Genomic DNA, 25420 nt, shown 5'->3' with positions numbered 1-25420 from the left:
GTGACGTCCTGGGGGACCGTCAGGGCATCGCGGTGGGGCGGAAGCTCTGCGACGGGGAGCCGTCGCAGCGGCGTTGGACGAGGGCGACACCGACCGCGGTCGTGCCGGTCGTGGTGAGGCACTTGCCGCTGTGGCGGGCGACGAAGTGGTACCGGCCGGAGGGCTCGGCCACCGGCAGCCACTGCTGGTTCGTGCCGCCCCCGTAGGACCACAGTTGCAGTGGCGCCCCGTCGGCCGTCGACCGGTCCGTGACGTCGACGGACTGCTGGGGAGCGGTACGGACGCCGATCCGGGTGTGGCCGTCGGTCGTCGGGGTGAAGCGGAACTGCTGGGCCTGGGTGCCGTTGCAGGGGTACTGCTGGACGGGGGTGCCGTCGGCCGTGCCCGCCGCCCTGACGTCGACGCACAGTCCGTTCGCCTCGGCGGCGAGGGTGTACCAGGAGTCCCCGGGGAACGGGCCGGGCGGGGTGGTCCCGGCGCCCGCCAGCCACCGGAGGCCGTCGAGGAGGAGCCGGTTCTGGGTGGGGTCGGCGAACGTGGAGGAGAGCCGGGTGCCGGTCTCGTAGTTCATGGCGTTGTGGCCGAAGTTCGCGTACAGCATGCGGTACTGCGTGTTGGTCCACACGAGCGGGTAGTCACCGCTGTACCAGGACTGGTTCGGGTCGGTGCCCAGCGGGAAGCCGACCGGGTCGACCGAGGCGAGCACCTTGATCGACGGGTTGGACCGCAGGTTGTTCGACCAGCTGTACCACTCGCTGACGGCGGAGGTCCATGTCGTGGGCAGACCGGCCGCGGCCGGGTGGGAGCCGTTCTCCGTGCGGACGACGGCGGTGGTCGGACCCCAGGTGTTGGAGCGGAAGTTCCCGCTGCCCAGGAACTGGTTGTAGTACCAGTTCCAGCCGGAGGCGTTCGTCGTGAACGCCGAGACGTGGAAGCCGAGCCAGCCGCCGCCGTCGCGCATGTACCGCTCGAAGCCGGCGCGTTGGGCCGCGCTCTGGGGGGCGTCGTCGAGGAAGAGGACGACGTCGTACGCGTTCACGCCGCCGTTGGCGAGCAGGTTCCAGTCGGTGGACGCCGTGTAGGAGAAGTTCTGGGCGGCGGCCGTCCGGGGGAACCAGTCGTTGGCCTCCTTCACGAAGTCGATGTGGGCCGCGTCCCAGGTTCCGTTGTAGAACGCGATCACCCGGAAGTCGGGTGCGGCCGGGGCCGCCTGGGCGGGTGCGACCGCGCCGAGGCCGAGGACGAGCGCCATCAGGCCGAGCAGTCGTGTCAGGTGTCGTCTCATGGGTAACTCACCAGGTTCGCGACGTTGGTGGAGGAGTCGGACGGTCCGCCGCGGTCGTTGACGACGTGCCGGATCGTGCCGGTCCCGCCGAGGGAGACGGTCACCATGTTCCGGAAGCGCACGTCGGGACGGTTGGGTGCCTCGATGGCGTGCTCGGCGGTGACGCCCGGATTGACGTTGAAGTAGCAGTAGCTGCCGAGCCCGTAGGCCTGGTGGCTGGTGACCGAGTCGGCGACCTTGTAGGCGGCGTAGCCCTGGGTCGAACCGTTCATCCAGGCGGCCTGGTGGGGCGGGTCGTACGGCATTTCGTTCTGGTAGAAGTACGTCCGGCCGCGGTTGCCGTTCCAGACGGTCTGGTGCTTCTGGTAGTGCTCCACGAACAGGCCGTACATGGTGACGTCGTCGCCGTTGACGACGAGGCCGGTGTCGGCGGTGTTGGTGTTCCAGCCGACGCCCGTGCCGTGGTCCGCGCGCCAGACCCACAGGTGGTCGCCGATGACGTGGTCGCTGTTGACGACCAGACTGGTGGTCGCCTTGCCGACGGCCGCGCCGCCGACGCGGAAGTACACGTCGTGGAGCGAGGTCGGGTCGGCCGCGTGGGAGGCGGACGATCCGGCGGGGCCGAGCTCCAGCAGGGTAGGCGAGTTGACCGTACCGGCGTCGAAGAGGACTCCGGCGATCGTGACCCCGTCGACGTCGGCGACGGTCATCGCGGTGATGCCGTTGTCGGGGACGAAGGTGGCGAGGCCGAGGCCGAGGACCACGGTGCCGGGTCGGGTGACCCGGAGGGTCTCGTCGAGGTGGTACACGCCGGGGGTGACCAGGAGGTCCTTGCCGGCGGCGAGGGCGGCGTTGATCTGGGCCGCGGTCGCGCCCGGCTTCACGATGTGGAAGCGGTCGATGGGGAGTCGGGTCGCGGCGGGGGCGCCGCCGGCCGCCCACGTGGTGCCCGTGGAGTCGGTGCGCGGGGCGGGCACGACGACCTGGTAGGCGCCTCCGGCGTCCACGGTGAGAAAGGGCTTCTCACGGACGACGGGGGAGCGGTCGACGGTCGTGTACGGCGGGTTGGGGAAGCTCGTGCCGGGGACGCCCTGGCTGCCGACGAAGACCATGTTCCAGTTCGACCCCGTCCAGGAGCCGAGCTGGGAGTTGCGGGTCAGCCACTGCTGCTGGGTGCCGGAGCGGACCTGGCCGTCGATCTTGGTATCGGCCATGAAACCGCCGCTCGACCAGCCGCCGTCGCTCAGTTCCAGGTTGCCGCGGACGTGCATCCGGCGGTACGCCGAGGCCTGGGACACGGCCCAGCGGTCGGTGCCGCCGGTGGGGGTGACGGAGAGGTTCTCGGCGCCGCGCCAGAAGTTCTGGGTCGCGTTCTGCGGCGGGAACCAGTCGGCCTCCACGTGCACGGCGCCGTTGATCGTCACGGAGTCGGGGGACTGGCCGAGCCCGAGAACCTGGGTGTAGAAGCCGACGTTGACATCGTTGTTGTACGTGCCCGGCTTGAACAGGACGGCGTACCGCTCCGGCCCGAACTGGTTGGTCTCCTGGCGCTGGAAGATCGTGTTCAGCCGGCCCTGGACGGTCGCCGAGGGCATCGACGGGTCGAGCACGACGACGTTCGGCCCGAGGTCGACGTCGCCGGGCGCGGTGCCGACCGGCGTGACCCGGAAGCGCTGGGCGGCCGTGCCGTTGCAGGTGTACTGGACGAGCTGCACGCTGTCGCCGGTGGACGCGGCGGGGACGTCGAGGCACTTTCCGCTGTTGCGGTTGACGAGGTGGAAGGCGCCGCCTCCCTCGTCGACGGCCCGCCACTGCTGGTTGAGTCCTCCGCCGTAGGTCCACAGGTGGACGGCGGCGTTGTCGGCGGTCGAGACGTCGCTGACGTCGACGACCTGGGCGGAGTCGTCGCGGGCGCCGATCCGGACGTGGCCGTCCGAGGTCGGTGTCACGGTCCACTGCTGGGCGGTGGTGCCGTTGCACGCGTACTGCTGGACCGCGGTGCCGTTGGCGGTCGCGGCGGCGCGTGCGTCGAGGCACTTGCCGCTGCCCGCGTTCACGACGGTGACGGTACCGGTGGGGATCTCGGCCGCGGCCGCGGCCCTGGCTCCGGCTCCGGATCCGGAGGGGGAGACGGCCGTGGCGGCGGATCCGGGGGAGAGGGCGACGAGGGCCGAGCAGGCCACAGCGCCGGTGGCCAGGACCGCCGCCAGGCGCCGGGGGCGTGGGCGGGCGCGGGCGGGGCGCCGGGGCGCGGCGCTGCCCCGGGAGGTGGGGGTGGGCATGGGGGCTCCTTGGTGGGGGGCGGGAAGAGAGGCAGGAGGGGCCCGTGGGCCCGTGGGCTGTGGGTCAGCCGTTGTACGCCGCGAGGATCCGGGTGAACTCCCAGGCCTGCTGCCCGATCCCGGAGCAGGTGTCGGCGCCGCCGCCGGTGCAGGGCCGGTCGCGGTTGACGGACCAGAAGGTCAGCCGGGCCAGGTGCCGCTGCTGCGCGTAGGCGAGGATCGTGCGGAAGTCGGCCTGGGTGATGGTCTCGCCCACGTCCGTGACGCCGTTCATCGAGGAGATGCCGGTGTGGCGGTAGGCCTGGTCGTCGCTGTAGCCGTACGCGTTCTTCACCGCGGTCTTGAGACCCTCGGCCGCGCGGACGGTGAGGGTGCCCATGTTCTGTCCGTTGCCGCCGAAGTTGAACGGCATGATGGTCCAGCTGTCGACCGTGAGGCCGGCCGCGGCGGCCCGGTCGACGAGGCCGGTGTCGGGGCCGTTCTGGCCGGTCCCGAAGGTGACGTACACCTTCAGGCCGGGGTTGTCGGCCTTGACCCTCTTGAGGGCGTCGACCGTGCGCTGCTGGACGGTGGGGCTGTCGTAGGCGGCGGCCTCGATGTCGATGTCGATGGCCTTGAGACCGTACGCGTTGATCACCTTCTGGTACGCGGCGGCGAGTTCGCCCGCGCTGGAGCAGGAGCTCTCCAGCTTGTTGCCGCTCCAGCCGCCGAAGGAGGGGATGACGTCGCCGCCGGCCGCCCGGATCGTGTTGACCGTCTGCTGGTCGACGCCGCCGACGAGGGGGCGGCCACCGTCCCACTGGGGATTGCAGTAGCCGTTGCTGAGGACGAAGGCGAGTGTGAACCACTTGACGCCGGTGGCGTTCATGACGGTGGTCGGGCTCGGCGGGCTGCCCCAGCCGTTGTAGAGGTACGGCGCGACCGCCATGTTCCCGCCGGGGGCCGGTCCGGTGCCACCGGCCGGGGGCGCCGTCCACTTCTGGTTGGCGGCGCCGGTGCACGTCCAGATCTGCAGCCGGGTGCCGTTGGCCGAGCTGTTGCCCGTGGCGTCGAGACACTTGTCGGCCTGCGGGTTGACGATGTCGCGGGCGGCGGTGACGGTCCAGCGCTGCGCGGCGGAGCCGTTGCAGTCCCAGAGCTGGATCGTCGTTCCGCTGGCGGTGCCGCCCGAGGTCACGTCGAGGCACTTGCCGAGGGCCTTGAGGGTGCCGTCGGCGCCGACGTCCCAGGTCTGGGCGGCGGTGTCGTTGCAGTCGTACAGCTGGACGGGGGTGCCGTTCGCGGGGTTGGCCCCCGCGACGTCGACGCACTTGCCGCCGATGCCGGTGATCCGGCCGGCGGCGGCCTGGGCGGGGGCGTCGGTGGCGACGGTGAGACCGCCGGCGGCGAGGGCGAGTGCGGCCACGGTGAGTGGCAGACGGGTCCGGTGCATGTGGGGGTCCTCTCGGGTGGGGGGAGGGTTCGTCGGTGGACGGGGCCGGGCGGCGGCGCCCACCGCGGAGCTACCGGGTCGACCAGGCGGTTCAAGGACGTGAACGCCATTCCACTTTCTGAGCGGCAAAAGTAAAGGTCTGAACCAGAGGCGTCAAGGGTTCGCGCATTCAGGCCTTGAACGCACAACGCCCCTAGCTGCGAACCGAGTTGGGTTTTGTCGAGAGCTGGCGTGAAGTGTTGACGGCGGAGGCGACGGAGAGCGTCGTCGGGCGCGGCCGGCACGATGTTCCGAAGGGGTTCCGAACGAGGGCTGCGGCGGGGCCGAGGTGCTCGCTCGCACGTGCGAACGTGCGGCTACGCTCGTCCGCATGCTGAACCGTGTTCCGTTCGATGACGCGCTGCTCTCCACCGTGGGCACCCCCGAGCAGGCCCGACTCCTGGACAGCAGCCCGCGGTCGCGGGTGTGGCGGGTCCGGCTGACCGACCGACGCCTGGTGATCGTCAAGCAGATCACCGACGACGGCGACACCGGCGCCGATGCGAACACGCGCTTCGCCCGGGAACTCGCCGGGCTGCGCCTGGCGGGGCGGGCCTCCGGGCCGGCCGTGGCCCCCGCGGTGCTCGCCACGGACCTGCCCTCGCGCGTGATGGTCCTCGAGCACCTGCACGACCTCGGCAGGACCGACGACTGGATGCCGGGGTACGCCGAGTCGCTCGCCCGGCTTCACGCCCTGACCGGGCCCGCCGACGCGGGCGCACTACCGGTCGCGTCGGGACCCACGGCCGCCGACGCGGAGTCCTTCCTCGCCCTGGCCAGGGCGCTCGACGTGCCCATCCCGTCCAGGGTTCCCGATGAACTCGCCGGACTCCTGGAGCGGTTGGACCCCACTCCGCACCACGCGCTGCTGCACGGCGACCCCTGCCCCGGCAATGATCTGCGCACCGCCGACGGCGTCCGCTTCGTCGACTTCGAACGGGCCTCGCTCGGCAACGGCCTGATCGAACTCGCCTACTTCCGCATCGGCTTCCCCACCTGCTGGTGCGCCATGTCGGTCACCGCGGCCCCGCTCGCGGAGGTCGAGGACATCTACCGGACCACCTGGCGCGGTCTCACCGGGAAGGACGTGCCGGGTGACCTCGCCGACGCGTGCGCGGGCTGGCTGATCCAGGGCGACGCGCTCGTCGAGCGGGCCCACCGCGGAACGGTCGACCAGCTCGCCCGGGTGCCCGCCGAGGACTTCGAGTGGGGCTACGTCTCCGCCCGCGAGCGGCTCGTCCACCGCCTGGGCGTGGTCGCCGACATGACTCGCGACCACGATCATCTGCACGCCCTCGGCCGCCTCGGCTCCGCCCTGGCCGACCGCCTGCTCGAACGCTGGTCGACATTGCGTCCGCTGCCCACGCCCGACGCCCGCCCCTGGTAGTAGGGGGTGTCGATCGGGCCGGGCGCGCGGCGCCCGGCCCGATCGACGAGTACCCCCTAGGACACCAGTCCCCGCCCCTCCAGCTCTGTCAGCCGCACGGTGCAGAGGCCGCCGCGCTCGGCCTTCACCTCCGTCACCTTCAGCTGGGTGCCCGGCGCGAGGATGTACTCCTCCTCGCCCGTGAAGGCGGAGAACCGCCGGATCGCCACCGCCCGTGCCGGCGTGACCTCGAACAGGGTCCGCCGTCCGCGGCTCCCGAGGAACGCCTTCGCCACGCCCAGCTCGGACGTGCAGGACGACACGCCCCACCACGTCACCGTCTGCCCCAGCGGATACTGCGACCGCAGGTCAAGGGCCACACCGCGCCACAACGGCCGGGTCTGCGCCGGCAGCGACTCCACCGCGGAGAACAGCAGCCGCAGATACGGCAGGTAGGGCACCAGCCGCTCCCGGTCGGGGGACCGCAGGACGGCGTTGATCTCGCGGTAGAACGCCGACTCGCAGGTGTAGAGGTGCAGCGCCGAGATCGCGTCGGCGGAGAGTCCCTCCCCGAACGAGGACTCCCCGAGCGCCGCCTCGGCGATCTTCGCCTGCCCGAACGCGCTCGACCTCTCGATGTGCCGGTCCAGCCGGGCGAGGACCCGCGACACCGGCTCGACGGCCTTGCGGAAGTCCATCAGCGGAGTGTCGAACACCCCGGTGACGGCCGGGAGGACGAGTCCCTCGTCCTTGACGCTCGTGAGGCGTTCCAGATACAGCTGGTGGAGTTCCATCGTCGAGGCGATGAACGCCCCCATCCGCTCGGCGACATCACCTCGGTCCGCACCACCCGCGCCCGCCGACTTCCGGTCCCATCCCTTGCTCGGCAGCCAGTCGACCGGCTCGGCGCCCACCGCGGCCAGGGCGTCGTTCACCCGGGCGAAGTGGTCCCCTTCGCAGAAGATGTCGCCCTGGGCGGCCGGGTTGGCGTGGTCGAGGTGCCGGACCTCGACCCCCGGATATTTCTTCTCCAGCCGCTGGACGACCCTCTTCAGGCTCCGGGCGTGCGCGCCCCACCAGGCGAACACCACACCCCGGTCCTCCTCCGGGGCGTCCTGCTTGGCCCGGAGGATCTCCTCGACGATCTGCTCGGCCACCGGTCGCCAGAAGGACGTGTGACGATCGGTCGGCACCGCTCCGTCCGCACTCGCCGTGAGGGAGGCGTTGAGCAGCAGTACACCCTGGGTGAGCATCGCCTGGAACCACTCAGGCGGCGCGACGGTGTCCTCCTTCTTCAACAGCGCGCGGACGTCGGCGATCGGCGTCTTCTTGACGATGCCGTACTTCCACATCGCGGCCGCCTTGATGAGGCAGCGGATGCTGACCACACGGCCGAACTGGCTGTCCTTCCAGTCGTTGAAGGTGTTGTCGAACATCGCGATGCCGGTCGCGCTCTCCGCCCGCGGATACGGGTTCTGCCCGAAGGCGACCACCTTCCACTTGTGCGGCGGGTGGGGCTTCAGCGCCTGAAACGTCAACTCGCGCACCGGAACCACCTCCGGGCTGCGCTTCGGACCGATGAAGTCGGCGGCGCCGGGCTGCGCCTCGATCACCGGAGCCAGCAGCGGAAGCCATGGCTCACCGCCGCCGGTGAACAGAGCGGCGAGGCCCAGGGGGTCCCCGGCGGAGGAACCCGCGTCTCCGGCGGCCGTCATGTCGACATCGTTCACGAGGACGGAACTCCCAGAACTCGGACCGGCCGCCCCCTCGGGCCCGCCGGCGTGCTGTACGGATGGGGTGAGGTCATCGCCGGAGGCCCCGCCCTGTGCGGTGCCGGCCTGCGGAGCCTTCGCGTCAGTGGCGAAAGGAAGGTCGCTGCGGGACGTTGATCCGGACCCGCCGCGCGGACCCCGCTCCCTCGATGTCGTCGAGCTGCCCGAGCACCGCGGCCCGCAGCTCGTCGTAGTCCGCGAACCCGTGGTCGTGGAAGAGCGCGTAACCCGTCCACATCAGATTGGCGCACACCACGGCCGGCACCCGGCCGGTCTGCGCGCCCATCCCCACGAGCGCCACCGACCCGATGCTGCCGGGCTTCACCCGGTTCTGCAGGTGCACCGCCTGGAACGCCGCCGCGCACGCCAGCGCCACGTTCATCGTCTCGCTGACGTTCTGCGAGGACTGCCGCATGGTCGGCGTCGAGATCAGATACCGCGGTACGGTCGCCCCGGACGGGACGCACACCGCGCTGCCCACCGGCAGGCTCCCGCCGAACCGGTCGCGGATCGCCCGCTGCACCCTCACCTGGATACCCGCGCCGAGGTGTCGTTTGACGACCGCGTCGACGCCACCGTCCATCCGCCCCCGCGCGTTGGTGGGGGACACCCATGCGTCGACATCCACGTCGAGCAGGGATCCGCGCCGGATCTCCACCTCGGGCGTGTCCGCGAACGCGGACCGCCAGGCCGCCACCACCTCGTCGTTGACATCGACCAGAACGACCCTCAACGCACGTCCGACACCCACGAATTCGCCCCTCTCGCGCAACCGCTCGAACAAGATCGAAGCTATCGCGAGGCACTGACAACGCGGTCGTGACGGAGGCCGCCCGGCCCGTGCGGCCGTCCCCGCCCGCCGCGCCTGGTCGGCGGCGCCCGGCACCGGCAGGAGGGCGATCGGACCGGGCGGTGGACGGCGTCCGTCCGTGCTGACGCGGGGTGCGGAGGGAGCCCTCGGGGGCCCGGTCGCTTCGGCGGTCCCGGACCCGGGGGCTCCGCCTCGACTTGATAGGCAAGTGATTGCTTGCCTATTCTGGAGAGGTGGCCGACGACCTCTTCAAAGCATTGGCCGACCCCACCCGCCGCACCATCCTCGACGAGCTGGCGCAGAAGTCCGGACAGACACTGTTCGAGATCTGCGCGCGGCTGAGCATGAAGCATCAGCTCGGCATCTCGCGCCAGGGTGTCTCCCAGCATCTTGCCGTGCTGGAGGCCGCCGGGCTCGTCGAGACGAGACGGGAGGGGCGCTACAAGTTCCACGACCTGAACACGGGCCCGTTGCGGCAGATCGCCGACCGGTGGCTCGCACCCCACCCGTCCGGACCGGAGGAGAACACCCCATGAAGATCCATCTGACCAGCGTCTTCGTCGACGACCAGGCCAAGGCCGAGCGCTTCTACACCGAGATCCTCGGCTTCGTGAAGAAGCACGACGTCCCGCTGGGCGAGACGGACCGCTGGCTGACCGTCGTCTCGCCCGACGAGCTCGAAGGCACCGAACTCCTCCTGGAGCCCGCCGGTCACCCGGCCGTCAAGCCATACCGCGATGCGCTCGTCCAGGACGGCATCCCGCTCGCCCAGTTCGCCGTGGACGACGTACGGGCGGAGTTCGAGCGGCTGACCGCCCTCGGGGTTCGGTTCACCCAGGAGCCGCTGGACATGGGCCCCGTCACCACCGCCGTCCTCGACGACACCTGCGGGAACCTGATCCAGATCGCGACCAAGCCGCGGTAGTGCGTACGGCGTCGGCGGCACGCTCGACCGGTGGCGCCGCAGTGGCCCCGCGCGCCCCGTCAGGGGTGCTGCGGGGCGCGCCGTGCACGGGAGGCGATCACGGCCGTCGTGCCGCTTCCGACCCCGGCGCCGAGCACCGCCCAGGTGGCGGGGTGCGTCCAGACGGCAGCGGGGAGCTGCTGCGCCAGAACGAGGACCCCCATGACGACGACGAACCAGCCGAAGGCCGCCCGCAGGGTGTGCTGCGGGATGCGCCCCGCCAGCCGCGCGCCGGCCGTGCTGCCGATCACGGCGGCCGCGGTGACCGTCAGGGCGAGACCCCAGTCGATCGTCACGCCCGTGAGGTGACCGGCGAGTCCGGCGAACGAGTTCATCGCGATGACGAGGAGCGAGGTCCCGACCGCGAGGCCCATCGGCAGTCCGCCGAGGACCGCCAGGGCCGGGACGACGAGAAAGCCGCCGCCGGACCCGACAAGACCCGTCACGGCACCCACCGCCAGGCCCCTGGCGGAGATGCCCGCGAGGGCCGGGCCGCCCTTCTCGGGCCGATCACCCTCGGCTCGATCGGGCTCGGGCCGGTCCTGCCCGTGCCCGTGGCGCGGTCGGCGGAGCATCGCCACCGCCGTGGCCAGCATCATCAGCGCGAAGCCGACGAGGAGGACCGGGCCCGGCACGTACTCCGCGAGCCGCCCGCCCCCGTACGCCCCGGCCATGCTGAATGCGCCGAAGAGCAGGCCGGTCCGCCATCGGACCCGCCGCGCCCACGCGTGGGGGACCAGGGCGGCCAGGCTGGTGACACCGACCACGAACAGCGAGGAGGCGATCGCCTCCTTGGTGCCCTGACCCGCCAGATACACCAGGATCGGCACCGTCAGGATCGAGCCGCCGCCCCCGAGCACGCCCAGGCTCACGCCGATGAGCAGGGAGGCGGCGACGAGGAGCACGGTCACGGCGTGCTCCGCAGCTCCGCGATCACCGAGCGGATGTCGGGGCGGGGGCCGCGGTTGTACGGCAGCTTGGAGAGCAGGACGCCCATCATGCAGGAGTTGCTGAGGGCCGCGTAGGTCAGTCCCGCGCCGATCGCCGTACCGATCAGATGGACGCCCGGCACCAGGACGCCGACGAGACCGGTGGCCAGGACGACGGAGCCCGCGACGAGGCGCACCTGGCGCTCCAAGTCCCAGCGCTCGGGGCCGCGGTTCACGGGCGCCCCGGCCGCCTCCCAGGCGTTCATCCCGCCGTCGAGGACGCGGAGGTTCGGCAGCCCCGCCCCGGCGAGCGCCTGCTCGGCCTGCGCGGCCCGGGCCCCCGACCGGCAGACGAGGACGACGTCCTCGTCGAGGTGGGAGAGGAGCTCGGCGCGGTGCTCCCGCAGGGTGTCCAGGGGGACGTTGTACGAGCCCGGGATATGGACGGTGTGGAACTCGCCGGGCGTGCGGACGTCGAGGAGGCGCGGGGCGCGCCCTTCCTGGACGAGCTGGTGCAGGAGGACGGGGGTGAGGGACGACGGGGCGGGTGAGGACGTGGCGCTCATGCGTGACTCCGGATGGATGGACGGACGGGTGGAGAGGCGGGAGGGCGGACGGGCGAGGGATACCCGTGGGGGTATATGGGAGCGTCTGAAGGGCCGCCGCGGCGGAGCGGCGAGACCCCTGGAACCCCGGGAGCGCCTGAAGGGTCAGGCGGCGGCAGGGGGCGCGGGCTGGGTCAGGGCCGCGTGGCCGCCCAGGACGTCGGAGACGTCCCCGAAGCCGCGGTGGCGCAGCAGGCTCGCCGCGATGGAGGAGCGGTGACCGCCGGCGCAGTGCACGACCAGGGGTCGGTCGGTGGGCAGCTCGTCCGCGCGCCGGGGAAGCTCGCTCAGGGGGATGTGCAGGGCGTCGTCGATGAAGCCGTTCGCCTCGCGCTCACCGCAGGTGCGGACGTCCACGACCACCGGAGGGTGCTCGCCCGCGAGCGCGGCCCGGAGCTGGGCGGCGGTCAGCCGGCTCGCCGGGGTGACCTCGTCGGCCAGCTCCTCCAGAGCGTCCTCGGGGTCGCGCAGATGGCCCGCCACCCGGTCGAAGCCGATCCTGGCGAGGCGGGTGACGACCTCCTCCTCGCGGTTCTCCGGCGCGATGACGACCAGCTCGTCGACGGGGTCGAGGACGGTGCCGGCCTGCTCGGCGAACCGGCCGTCGGCCGGGACGTTCACCGCGCCCCGCAGGTGGCCGGCCGCGAAATCCTGGGGTGAGCGCGCGTCGACGACGACCGCGCCCGACCGGCGGAGCTCGGCGAACTCGGCCCGGGAGAGCGAGCGCGCCGCCGCCGCGGCGTCGTACCGGTCCCGGTTCCTGCGGTTGAGCTCGGCGTCGTAGGCGAAGTAGCCCGGGGCGGCGGGCTGCCCGGCGGTGACCAGCGCGACGAAGGCGTCGCGGCTCATGGGCGCGCAGGCGTAGTTGGTGGCGCGCTGTGCCCCGATCGTGGACTGCTTCTCTGTGGAGAGGCTCTTGCCGCAGGCGGAGCCTGCCCCGTGGGCCGGGAAGACCCGCACCTCGTCGGGGAGGGCCATCAGTTTGTTCTGGACGCTGTCGTGGAGCATCGCGCCGAGTTCCCCGGCGGTGACGCCGACGGAGGCGAGCAGATCGGGGCGGCCGACGTCGCCGATGAACAGCGCGTCGCCGGTGAGGACGCCGTACGGGACGGTGTCCTCACCGTGCTCGTACACCAGGACGCTGATCGACTCCGGAGTGTGCCCGGGTGTCTCCATGATCTCCAGGGCGACGTCGCCGAGGGTGATCCGCTCGCCCTCGGCCAGCTTGCGGATCGGGTACTCGGTCTCGGCGCGGCTGCCGTAGCCGATCCAGGCGCCGGTGCTGTCGGCCAGCTCCAGATGGCCGGCCACGAAGTCGGCGTGGAAGTGGGTGTTGATGACGCCGACCACGGTCAGGCCGCGGGCGCGGGCGTCGGCCAGGTACTCGGAGACGTCGCGGCGCGGGTCGACGACCACCGCCTGGCCGTTCCGCTCGTCGGCGATCATGTAGGACGCCTGGGAGAGGCAGTCGAGGTAGTACTGGGCGAAGAACACGGCAGTCCTTTCATGCGGTAGGCACACACCGGGGTACCCCTTGGTTCTCGATACCCCCCTGGGTATGTGCTCTCGACCGTAAAGGGGCTCGTCGTGGCAAGTCAAATACCCCCCTAGGTATGCGTCGGGGTGGGATGGAGGAGCCGAGGGGGGCGAAACGGCACAGAGCCGCCCTCCGGCCGGGACGAGGTCCCGGCCGGAGGGCGGCTCTGTGGAGTGTGCGTTCGTGGCCACGCCCGTGGTCGGGCGTGGCGTCGGATCACCGGGTCAGTGCCGGGCGCCCGCGCGGCGGCGACGGGCGAACACGAGGATCGCGGCACCGGCCGCGCCGAGGGCCGCTGCGGCGACGGCGTACGGCGTGAGCTGCGCGCCCGTGGTCGCGAGGGAGCTTTCGCCGGGCTCGGTGACGGACGGCGAGGGCGGCGTCGTACCGGGCGCGGCCGGTGCGGAGCTGCTCTCGGTGGGAGGCGCCGAGCCCTCGGGTGCCGTCGTCTCCGGGGCCGCCGGGGTCTCCGTCGCGGGCTGTGAGGTGGTGGGGGCCGGCGACGAGGGGGTGGACGTCGTGTCGGAGCTGGTCGGTGTGGGGGTGGCGCTCGGGCCCTCGGGCGTGGGCTTGCAGGTGAACGTCGAGGAACCGGTCCACGGGTAGTTGTGGGTCTCGTTCCCCGTGCCGTGGGTGCGCAGGTCGCCGCCGACGTAGACGCGGCCGTTCGTGCTGGCCGTCAGGTCCGCGGATGCCTCGGGAGCGAGGATCGACCCCATGAAGTTCCCTCCGCCGCCGAGCGTGAGCGAAGGGGACGCCTCGAAGTTGTAGAGGATCCGCGAGGCTGCCTCGCCGAAGTGCGCGGAGCCGTACGCGTCGACGCGGTCGCCGTTGAAGCCGACGGACAGCGGGGAGATGCCCACCGCCTGACGTCCCGTCACGTTCACCACGACGGCGGACCGACCGGGGATCGACCGGAAGTCGAAGGACGAGGCGCCGTCCAGCTCCTTGGCGGAGATCTCGAACACCTGCGGGCCGGCGGTGCCCGCCGCGCCGCCCTCGAAGGTGACGGTGTCGCCCCGGCGCACGCTCGTGCCCGTGGGCTTCAGCGACCCGAGGGACACCGACTCGTCCCGTACGGTGCCGGCGAACGTGTCGTACGGCGTGAGGGCGCCGCGCGCACCCAGACCCGCCGCGCGGCTCCCGCCGTTCGTCTCCAGCCGGCCCTTCTCGTCGATGGCACCGCCGACACGGACGGCGCCGCCGTGACCGGAGGCGGAGGTGAGGCCGTGGCCGACGTCGACCGTCGTCCCACCGGCTATCGCCAGGTCCCCGCCCACGGCGAGCATGACCGACCCGGGCGGCGGCACGATGCCGGAACCCGCACCGGCGCGGCCGACGTTGAACACGCCGCCGGACGTCTTGGCGAAGGTGGCGTTCCCGCCGACGACCAGCAGGCCCTCGGCCTCGGCGGACGTGCCGTCGGCGGTGTAGTCGCCGCCGGCGAACAGGGCCACGTTGGTGTCGGTGAACCGCGGTTCGTGACCGATACCGGGTTCCTCGCCGGGAGCCGGGCAGGTGCGGGCGCTCCCCGGGGCGGGGGTGGCGGCAGGGGCGAGGGGTGTGGCGAGGGCGGGGCCCGCGGCGGTGATGCCGAGGACGACGCCGAGTGCCACGGCGCTGCTCAGCCGAAGGCCCGTTCTTCCGGTGGTGCTCATGTGCTGGTCCTTTTCTGGGTTCTGCGAAGGGTGGGGGGAGGTGGATCGCCTGGACTCAGTCGGTCTCGGCCCGGAGGGCGGCGCGGGTGAGGGGGCCGTAGACGCCCGGCTCCTCCGGGATGTTCCGGGCGACCTGGAAGCGGCTCAGGGCCTCACCCACGGACTCGGTGAACACCCCGTCGGCCGAACCGAGATAGAGGTAGAGCTGCTGGAGCCGCCGCTGGAGATCGGCGACCTCGGGACCGGTGCTGCCCAGGGCGAGGTCGCGCGACGTGGGCCGTGAGGGCTGATGGGGGCGGTGCGAGGAAGGCGGCGGCGGAGGCGTCGTGGAGGGGACGGCGGAGGGCGTCGCCGCGGGGATGCGTGAGGGGGGCGTCGAGGGCGTGGGTGAGATGGGGGCCGGGGGAGGGGTCGCCCGCGCGGCGCGGACACGAGCGCTCTGCTCGGCTGACGGGCGCGTGCGGGCCGGGGCGAGTGTGTCGGCCGAGGGGGTCGCGGACGGGGTCGCGGCCGTCGCGAGTCCGGGGAGCGGGAGCGACAGGGACGGGAGCGAGCGGGGCGCGGGCTCGGGGTCGGTGGAGAGCCAGACCGTCAGCGCACCGGCGAGCCCCGCGGAGAGCGCGCCCGCGACCATCAGGGGGAGCGACATGGACCGCCACTCGTGGGTCGCCGTGGGAGCGGTCCGGGACCGGCGCGACCTGGGGGAGGGCGTCGCGGCATGGGCCGGGACCTTCGGCAGCCGCATTGTGGCGTCGAAGAGTTCGACGTCCTGTCCACGAACTCCCGCACCGCTGCGGCCGGGCTGGGCGACCTTCCCGAAGACGCGATCGAACGGGTGCTCCGGGCGCGCTGACTCCCGGGCGACGGGAGTGACTGCTGTGGTCAGGGCAGCCCTGTTGCGCATCGAGTTGCTCCAGATGTGGTGAAGCCGAGTGATGTGTGGCGAGGTCGTGGAGATCTTGACCGTCGTTCAAAGGAGGCGTCAACTGGCGTCAATGCGTAAGAAATCGGGAGGTTCTCGACCTTGTTCCTTAAAGGACTTTTAAGGCGTGACGCACCTCACACGCGAGGAGGTGGCGGTGGCGCCCGGAAGGGTTCCGTGGTTCCGGTGGGGTGGCCCCTCGCGGGGCGGTCGTCTGTTCGGGGGCCGCGAAATCTGATGAATGGACGCCACGGTGTGATCGGTTCATTGCATTTTCCGTGCAGTGATTAGTCGCTTTATGGGTCGAGAGTGACCACTGGAGGCAGCCCTTCCAGCACGGTCACATGGCGAACCCGAACTGACTATGCTCCCCCGTGTGTTGCGCTGCGGTCACAGCGAGTCATGAACGCTGTGGTGCCGCACGGACGGAACGCGGCACTCGCCCGAAAGAGGCCCGATTCGTTCCAGTCGGTGCACCGCATCACCTCAGTCCGTTCATTCCAGACTGATTAGGGACCCCTTGATGGTTCGTGCAGGTTCAATTTCCAGAGCCCGGCCACCCGCGGTCGATCGCGTTTGGCTCCTCCCCCCCGGAGTTCTGGCCGGAGCCTTTGCCATAGCGCTTCTCTTCTCCTCTGCACAGATACGGACACCGGTCGCCTGGTGCGGTCTCGCCGCGGTCGCGCTGACGGCCGCCACGTCCGCCGTGACCGCGCGCCGACTGCGGGCGCGGGCGGTGATGCGCGACGAGCAGGCGATCGCCGACGCGCAGGAGTACTACGCGCAACGCGAGTCCGCGCTGCTCGGACGGCTGGCCGATCAGCGCGCCACCACCGTCTGGCTCGCCGAGGAGCTGCTCCCGGCCGCGGTCGCCCGGATGAAGAAGGGCGATCCCGCCTCGGAGATCCTGCGGTCCGTCAACTTCGGCGAGCACCTCGACGAGGAGTTCACCGAAGCGGTCCGCGGGGCTCTGCAGACGCTCCTGGAAGCGGTGGAGGCCGAGGAGTACACCAGGGACGCCTCCCAGCGGGCACTCGTCGCCGTCGCACGCCGCGTCCAGGCGATCGTGCACCAGCTCGCCAAGGACCTGCACGCGATGCAGATCCTCCACGGCACGGATCTCGTGGTCTCCCGCGGCCTCCAGGGCGTCGACCACCGCACCGCCCTGATCGGCCGCCTCGCGGCCAGCATCGCCGTCCTCGGTGACGCGCGGCCCGGACGGCAGTGGTCGAAGGCGATCCCGCTCTACGACGTGCTGCGGGGAGCCATGTCGCGCATCGTCGACTTCCCCCGGGTGAAGCTGCAGTCGGTGACCGCCGTGGCCGTCGTCGGCCCGGGAGCCGAGCCGCTCATGCACCTCCTCGCCGAACTGCTCGACAACGCCACCACGTTCTCGCCGCCGCACACCCCGGTGGAGGTGTCCGCGAGCGAGGTGCCCTCCGGCATCGCCATCGAGATCGAGGACCGCGGAGTCGGACTCACCGAAGAGGTCCGCCGGCGCGTCGAGCGCATCATGGCGCAGTCGGCCTCGGGCATCCACCTGGCCGGGCTCGGCGAGGTGACGCAGCTCGGTCTGCCGGTCGTCAGCCGGCTGGCACGTGAGCACGGCTGCGAGGTCGACCTGCGGACCTCCGCCTACGGAGGCGTACGGGCCGTGGTGCTGGTTCCCAGGAATCTGATCACCACGGTGCCGCAGTCCGCCGTGCGGTATCCGCAGCCGCCCGCCCGACGGCGCACGGGAGGCCCGATCCTGCCCAGGCCGACGCCCCCGGGCGACGCCCCGCAGGAATCCGTGGAGGTCGGGAAGACCGTCAACGGACTCCCGCAGCGGCGACGCGAGACACCCGTCCAGACGCCGATCGTCCAGGTGGGCCCCACGCCCCCCGCTCCGGCCGCCCCCCGGGGATCCTCCGGCACGACCCGTCAGCCGGGTCTGATGTGGGAGGCCTTCAACGGCGACAAGCGCGCGGCCGCCGAACCTTCCCCTTCACACAGCGATCCTTCAGATGAGGTCGAGTAACATGCTGCCACTGCCGAACATGGACTGGATGCTCAAGGAGCTCGTGGGCGGCGTCCCGTACGTACGACACGTCGTCGTGCTGTCGGCGGACGGCCTGTGCATCGGGCAGTCGAACACGGAGCCCGACACGGCCGACGCGATCGCCGCGGCCTGCTCCGGCATCCAGAGCCTCGCGAGGGCCATCGCCCAGCGGTTCCCCGAGGGGGACGGCTCGACGCGGATGGTCGGTATCGAGGCCGACGGCGGTTACTTCTCCCTGATGGCGGCCGGCCCCGGCGCCTACCTCGCGGTGCTCGCCGACGACCAGGTGGACGCCGGTCTGCTGGGCGACCGCATGCGGACGCTGGTGGTTCGGATCGGGCAGCACATGACCAGCCCTCCTCGTGAGGACGTCGGGCAGGCGATGTGACATCGGAGAACCAGGACCCCTGGAATGAAAACGATCCTGTTCCGCTCTACGTCATTACCGGGGGCACGGGGTCCGCGGCGAACACCTTCAACCTGGTCACCCTCATCGCGACGCGCTCCGAGCCCGACGCCGCGATGCAGCCCGAGCAGGCGGCCATCCTCACGATGTGCGCCTACCCGCTCTCGGTGGCCGAGGTGTCGGCGTACCTCAGCCTTCCGTTCAGCGTCGTCACCACGCTGCTCTCCCAACTCGTCGAGGACGAACGGGTCGAGGCCATCGCACCCGTGCCCGTCGCGGCATTTCCCGAACGCGGCCTGCTGGAGGCGGTGATCCATGGACTACGCAAGCTCTGACGTACGCGATGCCGGCCCACGCGGCACGGACATGCCGCTGCCCCACAGCGCCAGGGGCGTCAAGGTCGTGATCGTCGGAGGCTTCGGGGTCGGCAAGACGACCATGGTCGGCGCGGTCAGCGAGATCCCGCCCCTGACCACCGAAGAGACCATGACGCAGGCGGGCGTGGGCATCGACCACAACCCCGGCGCCCACGGCAAGAACACCACGACCGTCGCCATGGACTTCGGACGGATCAGCATCAACCAGGAGCTGATCCTCTACCTGTTCGGGACGCCGGGACAGGAACGCTTCTGGTTCCTGTGGAACGGCATCTTCGAAGGCGCGCTCGGTGCCGTCGTCCTCGTCGACACCCGCCGGATCGAAGTCTGTTTCGAAGTCATCACCCGCCTCGAGGACCGCCGTGTCCCGTTCGTCGTGGCCGTCAACACGTTCCCCGAGGCTCCGCACCACCCCGTAGAAGACCTGCGCGCTGCCCTGGCCCTCAGCGAATCCGTGCCCATAGTCACCTGTGACGCACGTGACCGGGCGTCCTGCCGTGACGCCCTGCTGTCGCTGATGGTCTACCTGCGCACCCTCGCCGCCGCCCAGGAGACCGTATGACCCTCCCGCCCGCCGAACACACCGCAGAGCTGCCCGGGGCGATCCCCCCGCCGGGCTGCCCGGCCCACGTCGCCACCGGACCCGGTGGAGCGACCCGTCTCTACGGCGGCGCCGCCGAGACGGACCCCATGGGTCTGTACGAGGAACTGCGCGCCAAGCACGGTCCGGTGGCGCCCGTGCTGCTCGACGGCGACGTACGCGCCTGGCTCGTCCTCGGCTACCTCGAGAACCGGGACGTGGCCAGCCGTCCGACCCAGTTCTCCCGCGACCCCCGCGTCTGGCACGGCTGGCGCAGCGGCGAGATCGACCCCGCCACCTCGCCGCTGGTGCCGATGATCGGCTGGCGCCCCGACTGCGTCTGCGCCGACGGCGAGGAGCACCAGCGCCTGCGGGGCGCGGTCACGGCCGGCCTCAGCCAGTTCGACCACCGGGGCATCCGCCGCCACATCACCCGCTTCGCGCACCAGGTGATCGACACGTTCTGCGAGGACGGCGAGGCGGAACTGGTCGGCCAGTTCACCGAGCACGTCCCGATGCTCACGCTGACCCACCTGCTCGGCATGTCGGACGAGGCGGGCCCCCGGCTCGTCCACGCCGCCCGTGACCTCTTCAAGGCCACCGAGACCTCGCTCGCCAGCAACGCGTACGTCCTGGAGAGCCTCGCGCAGCTCGTCGACGCCAAGCGGGTCCGCCCGGGGCAGGACATCGCGTCCGCGCTGATGGCCCACCCCGCGAACCTGTCGGACGAGGAGGTGCAGCACCACCTGCGCCTGATCCTCCTCGCCGGGTACGAGACGACCGCCAACCTCATGTCCAACGTTCTGCGCATGGTGGTCACCGACCCCCGGTTCCGCGGGTCGCTGGCCGGAGGCCAGATGACCCTGCCGGAAGCGGTGGAGCAGGTCCTCTGGGACGAGCCCCCGCTGATGGTGTGCCCCGGCCGCTGGGCCAACGGCGACACCACCCTGGGGGGACAGCAGATCAAGGCGGGAGACATGCTCCTGCTCGGCCTCGCCGCCGGGAACGTCGACGAGGCGATCCGCCCGGATCCCTCGACGCCGGTGCACCACAACCGCGCGCACCTGTCCTTCAGCGCCGGCACCCACGAGTGCCCCGGCCAGGACATCGGCCGCATCATCGCCGACACCGGCATCGACATCCTGCTCACCCGGCTCCCCGACATCGCCCTGTCCATCCCCGAGGAGGACCTCACCTGGCGCTCCTCCACCTGGGCCCGGCACCTGACGGCGCTGCCGGTGAGCTTCGCCGCCCGCGCCCCCCAGGACTTCGACGTCCCGAGCCCGCTGCCGGCCCCGCCGGCCCCGAGCGTCGGGACGCCGGCGGCACCGCCGTGGCAGTCGGCCGAGCCGGAGCCCGCGCCCGAGCCGGAGCGCCGGCCCGAACCCCGCCCTTCGTGGCGGACGCGGCTCAGGCGCCTGCTGCGGCTGAGGTAGGCCGCACGCCGAGGGGGCTGCCGACGCCCGTCCGTCGGTGTCCCCCTCGCCGGATCAGGACCGGTGCCGCTGTTCCGGTACGGCGAGGTCCGCGGCGGCGTAACGGGGCGCTCCCGTGTACCAGGCGTGGAGGCCGGACAGGAAGCCGCAGGCCCCCTGGAGCCAGGTCTCCAGTTCGGCCCGCTCGTCGTGGTCGAGTCCCGATCGCCGTACCAGCTGCGGCAGTTCGCTCTGCCGGAGGTGCTCGAAGTCCCGCAGTCGGGTGTTCACCAGATTCAGGGCGGCGGGCACGGCGTCGTGGAGGGCGATGCCCAGGGACGTGCCGAGGACCACGACGAGGTTGTTGACGTCGTGTTCCTCGTGGACCTCCCGCTCGTACGACGCGAGGTCGTTGGCCAGCCCCATGTAGTCCATGAAGGCGTCGAGCAGGGCCTGTACGGTCCGGCTGTGCCGTATCTGCTCGGGGACGCGCGCGCCGGTGGCCAGCTCGACGGAGTACGGGGCGGTGTGGGCGGCGAAGCTCTCGCGCCGGAACGGGGCGTACTCGATCAGGTGGGGGACCCGGCCGGCGCGGCTGTTGACCAGCTCCTCGACTCCCGCGTCGACGTAGCGCACCAGGGCCCGGTTGAACTCGTGGCGCCAGTGCGCCAGTCGGGGCGGGAAGAAGTGCCGCTGCAGATCGGCGATGCCCCGCTCGACCGGGTTCGACGGCTCGGGCAACCGGGCGCCGTTGCCGACGTCCGGCCGCAGGAACTCGTGGAGCCGGGCGGTGAAGGCCACGGCGCCGGTCAGGTCACCGGTCTGCTTGAACGCGGCGGCGAAGTAGTCGTCCCAGGCCAACGCCCAGATGTTGAAACGGTGGTTGAGTCGCAGGTCGGCGAACGAGGCGTCGGGCAGGGCCCAGGCGGTCAGCTGGTCGACCGTCATGGCATGGAACTGGGACCGGGTCCATATGGGGGGATGACCCGACGGTCCTTCCGCACCGTCCAGCATGCCCATCGCGCGCGCCCACGTCTCGCTCTCCTCGTGCAGGGCCGACAGATACGGATTCACCCGCAGTGGATAGGGCATCCACAGCCGGGGCTGCTCGAGAGCACGCACTGTCATGGGGACCAACCTCCTTCTTCGTTCGGCCGCGGAGGGACGCGGTTGGGCTGTGCGCACTCCCGCACGTGGTGACGGCCGCACTGCCGTGACGCCGGACGATGCCCGGCCCGCGGCCCTCCAAACCTGCCCGCCACCAGCGATCGTCAACCCCTCAACTGTTCCTGACCAGTATTCAGAACAGCTTCATGCGGAAGGAAACGATCCTTCTGGAGAACGTTCCGTAATTCCGCGCAGATTGTCATCACCTTTCCCAGGTGTCTCCGTCCGAGCGCCCTTCGGGCCCCGGACGAGTACGCAGAGGAAGAGGACGCCCATCACGACGACGCCCGCCCACATGGCCTGCTGCCAGCCGTCGACGAAGGACTCCTGGGCCGCACGGACCGGCTCCCGCCCGTGGGAGCCGGCACCGCCCGCCGCCTCGACGGCGTTCGCGACGCCTTCGCGGGCTTTCGGCCACCCCGTGGGGGACGCCGTCGAGCCGGGTGTCGATGGCGCCGCGGTAACCGGCGGAGACCAGTGCACCGAGCAGGGGCGACGCCGAGCGCGGTGCCGAACTCACGCGTGACGTCGTTGAGCGCGGAGGCGACGCCCTGACGCTCACGCGGCAGGGAGCCCGTGATGGCCTCGGTCGAGGGCGTCATGGCCAGACCCGCGCCGATCCCCACGGCGAGCATGCCGGGGAGCACGGAGGGACAGCCGCCGTCGACGGAGACGAACGCGGCCATCAGCGCCAGCCCCGCACCGGCCAGCAGGATGCCCGTCGTCATCGTCGAACGGGCACCGGCCCGCACCGCCGGCTTCGGGGCGAGACCCGAGGGCGCCATCATGGCCACGGCCATCGGCATTTCCGGCACCGCCGTCCTGCTGCTCGGGAACCGCCGTATCCGCGTGGAGACCAACCAGGCCGCGGAGTTCCCCGCGATGCCGCCCCGCGCCATCGGCGCCGAGGGCGGACCGTGCGAGATCCTCGGCATCTTCGACCGCGACGCCCGCCGGGGGCACCGGACGGAGAAGGAGCCGGGCGGCACGTCGTAGCGGTCCGCACGGCGGCCCGTGCGGCGGCACGGAGACGACGGACCGGCGCGCACGTGAGAGCGCCCCCGGCCGGCCGGTGAGAAATCGCGTGCCCGAACGGCGGCGGCGGGCTATCGTCGCTCGTATGAACGTCACCGGCCGAAGCCTCACCGCGACCGCGCGAGCGACCAGCTCGCCGGTTGCCGCCGCCTGACCTTCCCCTCCCACCGGCGACCGGAAACGGCCCGCCGGTGGTTCCGTGGCTCCTTCGCCCGCTTCGACGACCCGCCGGTCCGTTCTCCGGTGCCTCCCTTGCCGTACGCGAAGGAGTCGTCCCATGAAGACCGAGCACATCGCCCGCACGTTCGTCGAGTACTTCGAGGAGCGCGGCCACCGCCGCATCACCGGATCGACGCTGCTGCCACCGCCGGGCGACCCGGTCCTGTTCACCACCTCCGGCATGCACCCGCTCACCCCCTACCTGGAGGGGCGCCCCCACCCGATGGGCCGGCGACTCGTCAACGTGCAGCGCTGTCTGCGCACGACGGACCTGGAGGAGGTCGGTGACGCCACCCACCTGACCGTCTTCGAGATGCTCGGGACCTGGTCGCTGGGCGACTACGAGGGCCCCCAGAGCCTCGCATGGGGATACGACCTCCTCACCGAGGGCCTCGGCATCGACCCGGGCCTCCTCCACGCCACGGTGTACGCCGGGGACGAGCGGACGGGACAGGACAGCGCCTCGCTGGAACTCTGGCAGAACCGGGGCGTCCCCGTGGAGCTCACCGTCACCGACAACTGGTGGTCCAACGGACCGACCGGCCCCTGCGGCCCCGACTCGGAGATCTTCCTGTGGAGCGGGGACACCCCGCCCCGCTCGACACCCACCGAGGACGACCGCTGGGTGGAGGTGTGGAACCACGTGATGATGCGTCACCGCCGCCTCGACGACGGCTCCCTCGTCCCGCTTCCCCAGCGCAACGTCGACACCGGGCTCGGCATGGAGCGACTCGCCTCGCTGCTCCAGGGGAAGTCGTCCGTGTTCGAATGCGACGTCTTCGACCCCTGGCGCCGCCTCGTCCCCCGGATCTGGACGCTGGACGAACCCACCCGGCGGCTCGTCCACGACCATCTGCGCTCCGCCGTCGTGGTGAGCGGCGACGGGGTGCGCCCCGGCAGCACCGGACGGGGCTACGTGGTGCGCCGTCTGGTCCGCCGCGTGCTCACCGTGCTGTGGCGGGACGACCCGACGCGCAGTCTGGGCGACCTGCCGTCCGAGGTGATCGAGCACACCCTGGACCACTTCCGGCAGGACACGGACCCGGGCGAGGTGCGCCGGATGCTGCTCGACGAGGAACGCCGGTTCGGACGGCTCCTCGAACGCGGCCGGCAGGTGCTCGCCCGCCCGCGGTTCCGGCGCCCGCTGGTGGAGGAGGACCTCCACTACCTCCATGACACGCACGGTCTGCCTCGGGACCTGGTGAGGACTCTGCGCGAGGAGGAGTGACGGTCCCTCCGTACGACCGGGTTCACCCGTGACGGTGGACCCGGTCCGAGCCGCCCACGCGCCGCGGGCCGGTTCGGGCACGGTGATCCCCATGTACCCCCGCCGTACGACGTTCCTCCTGCTCTCCGTACTCCTCACGGCCGGCTGTGTGGCCGTTCCCACCCCGCCGTCGCCCCGGCCTCAGCCCGGTCCCGGAGGGCCGGCGCCCGCCGCCGACCGGCCCCCGATCCCGGTTCCCGCATGGCCCGTACCCGCGCAGCCCGAGCCCCACGAGGAGATCGCCCACACGGAGCCGCTCCCCGGCCCGCCGGCCGGGAGGCCGAGCGGACGGCCGGGCACCCGCGCAGTGGTGGGCACCGCCGAGGTTCCCGCCGCCGGGCGGTCACCGGAGCGGCGTACGGCACCGCCGCCGACGCACGGAGGGGCGACGGCCACGGGGAGTTCGGCGCAATCGCCGAAGCGGGCGAAGCAGACCGCGGGGAAGACCCGTACACGGACGGAACCCCGGGCGGCGGTGCCGTCAGGGCGGGGGACGCCACGCCCCAAGGTGCCGTCCGCCACGCGCGGTGGGCCGCGGCCGACGGGCGCGGGGACTCCGGAGATGCGCCGACTGTGCCGTCAGGCCGAGGACGTCGACGCTCCCATGGGCGCGGCCGACCTGTGCCGCGGCATGTACGGCCGCTGACGGCGGGCACGCACCGCCAGGAGATCAGGCGCGGACCGGGGGATCAGGCTCGACCGGCGGATCAGGCGCCGTTCGACCCGGCGTTCAAGGACTCCAGCGCTTCCTCGGCCCGCTTGCCCATCTCCTCGGCCGGGACGTCCTCGATGTGCGAGGCGACGTTCCAGCGGTGCCCGAAGGGGTCCTCGAACTGGCCGGTGCGGTCGCCGTAGAACTCGTTCTTGACCGCCGACAGTTCCTTCGCGCCCCGCGCGAGCGCCCGGGCGAAGACCGCGTCGACATCCGACACGTACACGTGCAGGGTGATCGGCGTCCCGCCGATCGACCTGGGGGAGCGGAACCCGATGTCCGGGAACTCGTCCGCGAGCATGATGACCGAGTTCCCGATGGCCAGCTCGGCGTGGCCGATCTTGCCGTCCGGGGCCGGCATCCTCATGCGCTCCTCGGCGCCGAGCACGTCCACGTAGAAGTCGATCGCGGCCGCGGCTCCGTCGACACAGAGGTACGGCGTGACCCGCGGATACCCCTCGGGGATGGGTTGCACGGTCACGGACTCCGCCTTTCCCGACAGGGCGGTCGCCGTCGACCGCCACCTCCGCCCACTGATATCCCGGCCCCCGCGCCACGCGCCGAAGCCGCGCGGCGGGCGACCACGGGATGGCCCGAAG

21 protein-coding genes and 2 pseudogenes are annotated in these 25420 nt (G+C 71.8%); 10 read left to right on the top strand and 13 right to left on the bottom strand.

Annotation, left to right across the window (positions count from 1 at the left end):
* Positions 1–19 precede the first annotated feature (19 nt).
* The 3 genes from IF00_RS0118845 to IF00_RS0118835 all read right to left on the bottom strand — a co-directional run bounded on the left by IF00_RS0118845 (position 20) and on the right by IF00_RS0118835 (position 4999).
* Entirely contained in the window at positions 20–1285 is a 1266-nt protein-coding gene (locus IF00_RS0118845; protein ID WP_030319528.1) for a ThuA domain-containing protein, read from the bottom strand.
* Positions 1282–3567: an RICIN domain-containing protein gene (locus IF00_RS0118840; RefSeq protein WP_078944759.1), complete on the bottom strand. Its 2286-nt coding sequence runs from the start codon at positions 3565–3567 to the stop codon at positions 1282–1284. Before IF00_RS0118840 ends, IF00_RS0118845 begins: the two co-directional genes overlap by 4 nt.
* 64 nt (positions 3568–3631) lie before the next feature.
* Positions 3632–4999 (bottom strand): chitinase, encoded by a 1368-nt coding sequence (locus IF00_RS0118835; protein WP_030319521.1) that lies wholly within the window; start codon positions 4997–4999, stop codon positions 3632–3634.
* Between the two features lie 370 nt (positions 5000–5369).
* Here IF00_RS0118835 and IF00_RS0118830 point away from each other — a divergent pair, with 370 nt between their 5' ends.
* Positions 5370–6425, top strand: coding sequence for a phosphotransferase (locus IF00_RS0118830; protein WP_030319519.1), 1056 nt, complete (start codon positions 5370–5372; stop codon positions 6423–6425).
* A 56-nt stretch (positions 6426–6481) separates the two neighbouring features.
* On the opposite strand, the gene IF00_RS0118825 is transcribed toward IF00_RS0118830, so the two are convergent.
* Entirely contained in the window at positions 6482–8134 is a 1653-nt protein-coding gene (locus IF00_RS0118825) for an ADP-ribosyltransferase domain-containing protein (protein ID WP_030319517.1), read from the bottom strand.
* 124 nt (positions 8135–8258) lie between these two features.
* Entirely contained in the window at positions 8259–8927 is a 669-nt protein-coding gene (locus IF00_RS0118820) for a macro domain-containing protein (RefSeq protein WP_030319515.1), read from the bottom strand.
* A 293-nt stretch (positions 8928–9220) separates the two neighbouring features.
* Between IF00_RS0118820 and IF00_RS0118815 the strand changes: the two genes are divergently transcribed.
* Entirely contained in the window at positions 9221–9523 is a 303-nt protein-coding gene (locus IF00_RS0118815; protein ID WP_030319513.1) for an ArsR/SmtB family transcription factor, read from the top strand.
* Positions 9520–9912, top strand: a complete 393-nt coding sequence (locus IF00_RS0118810) for a VOC family protein (protein ID WP_030319510.1) — start codon at positions 9520–9522, stop codon at positions 9910–9912. The genes IF00_RS0118815 and IF00_RS0118810 overlap by 4 nt, the downstream gene beginning before the upstream one ends.
* Before the next feature lie 59 nt (positions 9913–9971).
* On the opposite strand, the gene IF00_RS0118805 is transcribed toward IF00_RS0118810, so the two are convergent.
* The 5 genes from IF00_RS0118805 to IF00_RS0118785 form a co-directional block, all read right to left on the bottom strand.
* The gene (locus IF00_RS0118805; protein ID WP_030319508.1) at positions 9972–10862 is read right to left on the bottom strand and encodes a sulfite exporter TauE/SafE family protein; all 891 of its coding nucleotides are present in this window, start codon (positions 10860–10862) and stop codon (positions 9972–9974) included.
* Entirely contained in the window at positions 10859–11446 is a 588-nt protein-coding gene (locus IF00_RS0118800; protein ID WP_030319507.1) for a rhodanese-like domain-containing protein, read from the bottom strand. Before IF00_RS0118800 ends, IF00_RS0118805 begins: the two co-directional genes overlap by 4 nt.
* A gap of 144 nt (positions 11447–11590) precedes the next feature.
* A complete protein-coding gene (locus tag IF00_RS0118795) occupies positions 11591–12979 on the bottom strand; it encodes an MBL fold metallo-hydrolase (RefSeq protein ID WP_030319506.1) in 1389 nt (462 codons plus the stop codon).
* Between the two features lie 267 nt (positions 12980–13246).
* Positions 13247–14680, bottom strand: coding sequence for a choice-of-anchor A family protein (locus tag IF00_RS0118790; RefSeq protein WP_051820422.1), 1434 nt, complete (start codon positions 14678–14680; stop codon positions 13247–13249).
* A 55-nt stretch (positions 14681–14735) separates the two neighbouring features.
* The gene (locus IF00_RS0118785) at positions 14736–15329 is read right to left on the bottom strand and encodes a peptidoglycan-binding domain-containing protein (protein WP_051820420.1); all 594 of its coding nucleotides are present in this window, start codon (positions 15327–15329) and stop codon (positions 14736–14738) included.
* Between the two features lie 979 nt (positions 15330–16308).
* Between IF00_RS0118785 and IF00_RS0118775 the strand changes: the two genes are divergently transcribed.
* Genes IF00_RS0118775 through IF00_RS0118755 form a run of 5 tightly spaced genes read left to right on the top strand, consistent with a single transcriptional unit; the run spans position 16309 to position 20442 of the window.
* A complete protein-coding gene (locus IF00_RS0118775; RefSeq protein ID WP_158710482.1) occupies positions 16309–17622 on the top strand; it encodes an ATP-binding protein in 1314 nt (437 codons plus the stop codon).
* 1 nt (position 17623) lies between these two features.
* Complete coding sequence (locus IF00_RS0118770; RefSeq protein WP_229312772.1) at positions 17624–18031, top strand: roadblock/LC7 domain-containing protein; 408 nt, start codon at positions 17624–17626, stop codon at positions 18029–18031.
* On the top strand, positions 18028–18384 hold the full coding sequence (locus IF00_RS0118765) for a DUF742 domain-containing protein (RefSeq protein ID WP_030319496.1): 357 nt from the start codon (positions 18028–18030) through the stop codon (positions 18382–18384). Before IF00_RS0118770 ends, IF00_RS0118765 begins: the two co-directional genes overlap by 4 nt.
* The gene (locus IF00_RS0118760; RefSeq protein ID WP_030319488.1) at positions 18365–18988 is read left to right on the top strand and encodes a GTP-binding protein; all 624 of its coding nucleotides are present in this window, start codon (positions 18365–18367) and stop codon (positions 18986–18988) included. Before IF00_RS0118765 ends, IF00_RS0118760 begins: the two co-directional genes overlap by 20 nt.
* On the top strand, positions 18985–20442 hold the full coding sequence (locus IF00_RS0118755; protein WP_030319487.1) for a cytochrome P450: 1458 nt from the start codon (positions 18985–18987) through the stop codon (positions 20440–20442). Before IF00_RS0118760 ends, IF00_RS0118755 begins: the two co-directional genes overlap by 4 nt.
* Positions 20443–20496: 54 nt before the next feature.
* On the opposite strand, the gene IF00_RS0118750 is transcribed toward IF00_RS0118755, so the two are convergent.
* Entirely contained in the window at positions 20497–21549 is a 1053-nt protein-coding gene (locus tag IF00_RS0118750) for a terpene synthase family protein (protein WP_030319486.1), read from the bottom strand.
* Between the two features lie 183 nt (positions 21550–21732).
* Positions 21733–22394 (bottom strand): annotated as a pseudogene (locus IF00_RS47045) (MFS transporter); the annotation flags it as partial.
* Here IF00_RS47045 and IF00_RS41380 point away from each other — a divergent pair.
* Both IF00_RS41380 and IF00_RS0118740 read left to right on the top strand, forming a co-directional pair.
* Positions 22393–22584: pseudogene (locus IF00_RS41380) on the top strand (XRE family transcriptional regulator); the annotation flags it as partial. The pseudogenes IF00_RS47045 and IF00_RS41380 overlap by 2 nt on opposite strands.
* 316 nt (positions 22585–22900) lie before the next feature.
* On the top strand, positions 22901–24070 hold the full coding sequence (locus IF00_RS0118740) for an alanine--tRNA ligase-related protein (RefSeq protein WP_030319484.1): 1170 nt from the start codon (positions 22901–22903) through the stop codon (positions 24068–24070).
* 746 nt (positions 24071–24816) lie between these two features.
* Here the strand turns inward: IF00_RS0118740 and IF00_RS0118730 are convergent.
* Complete coding sequence (locus IF00_RS0118730) at positions 24817–25302, bottom strand: VOC family protein (protein WP_030319480.1); 486 nt, start codon at positions 25300–25302, stop codon at positions 24817–24819.
* Positions 25303–25420: the final 118 nt, after the last annotated feature.

This window comes from Streptomyces flavochromogenes, assembly GCF_000717595.1.
GTDB lineage: Bacteria > Actinomycetota > Actinomycetes > Streptomycetales > Streptomycetaceae > Streptomyces > Streptomyces flavochromogenes.
The sequence above is the reverse complement of the archived record's forward strand: the minus strand, read 5'-3'. Positions and strand labels throughout refer to the sequence as shown.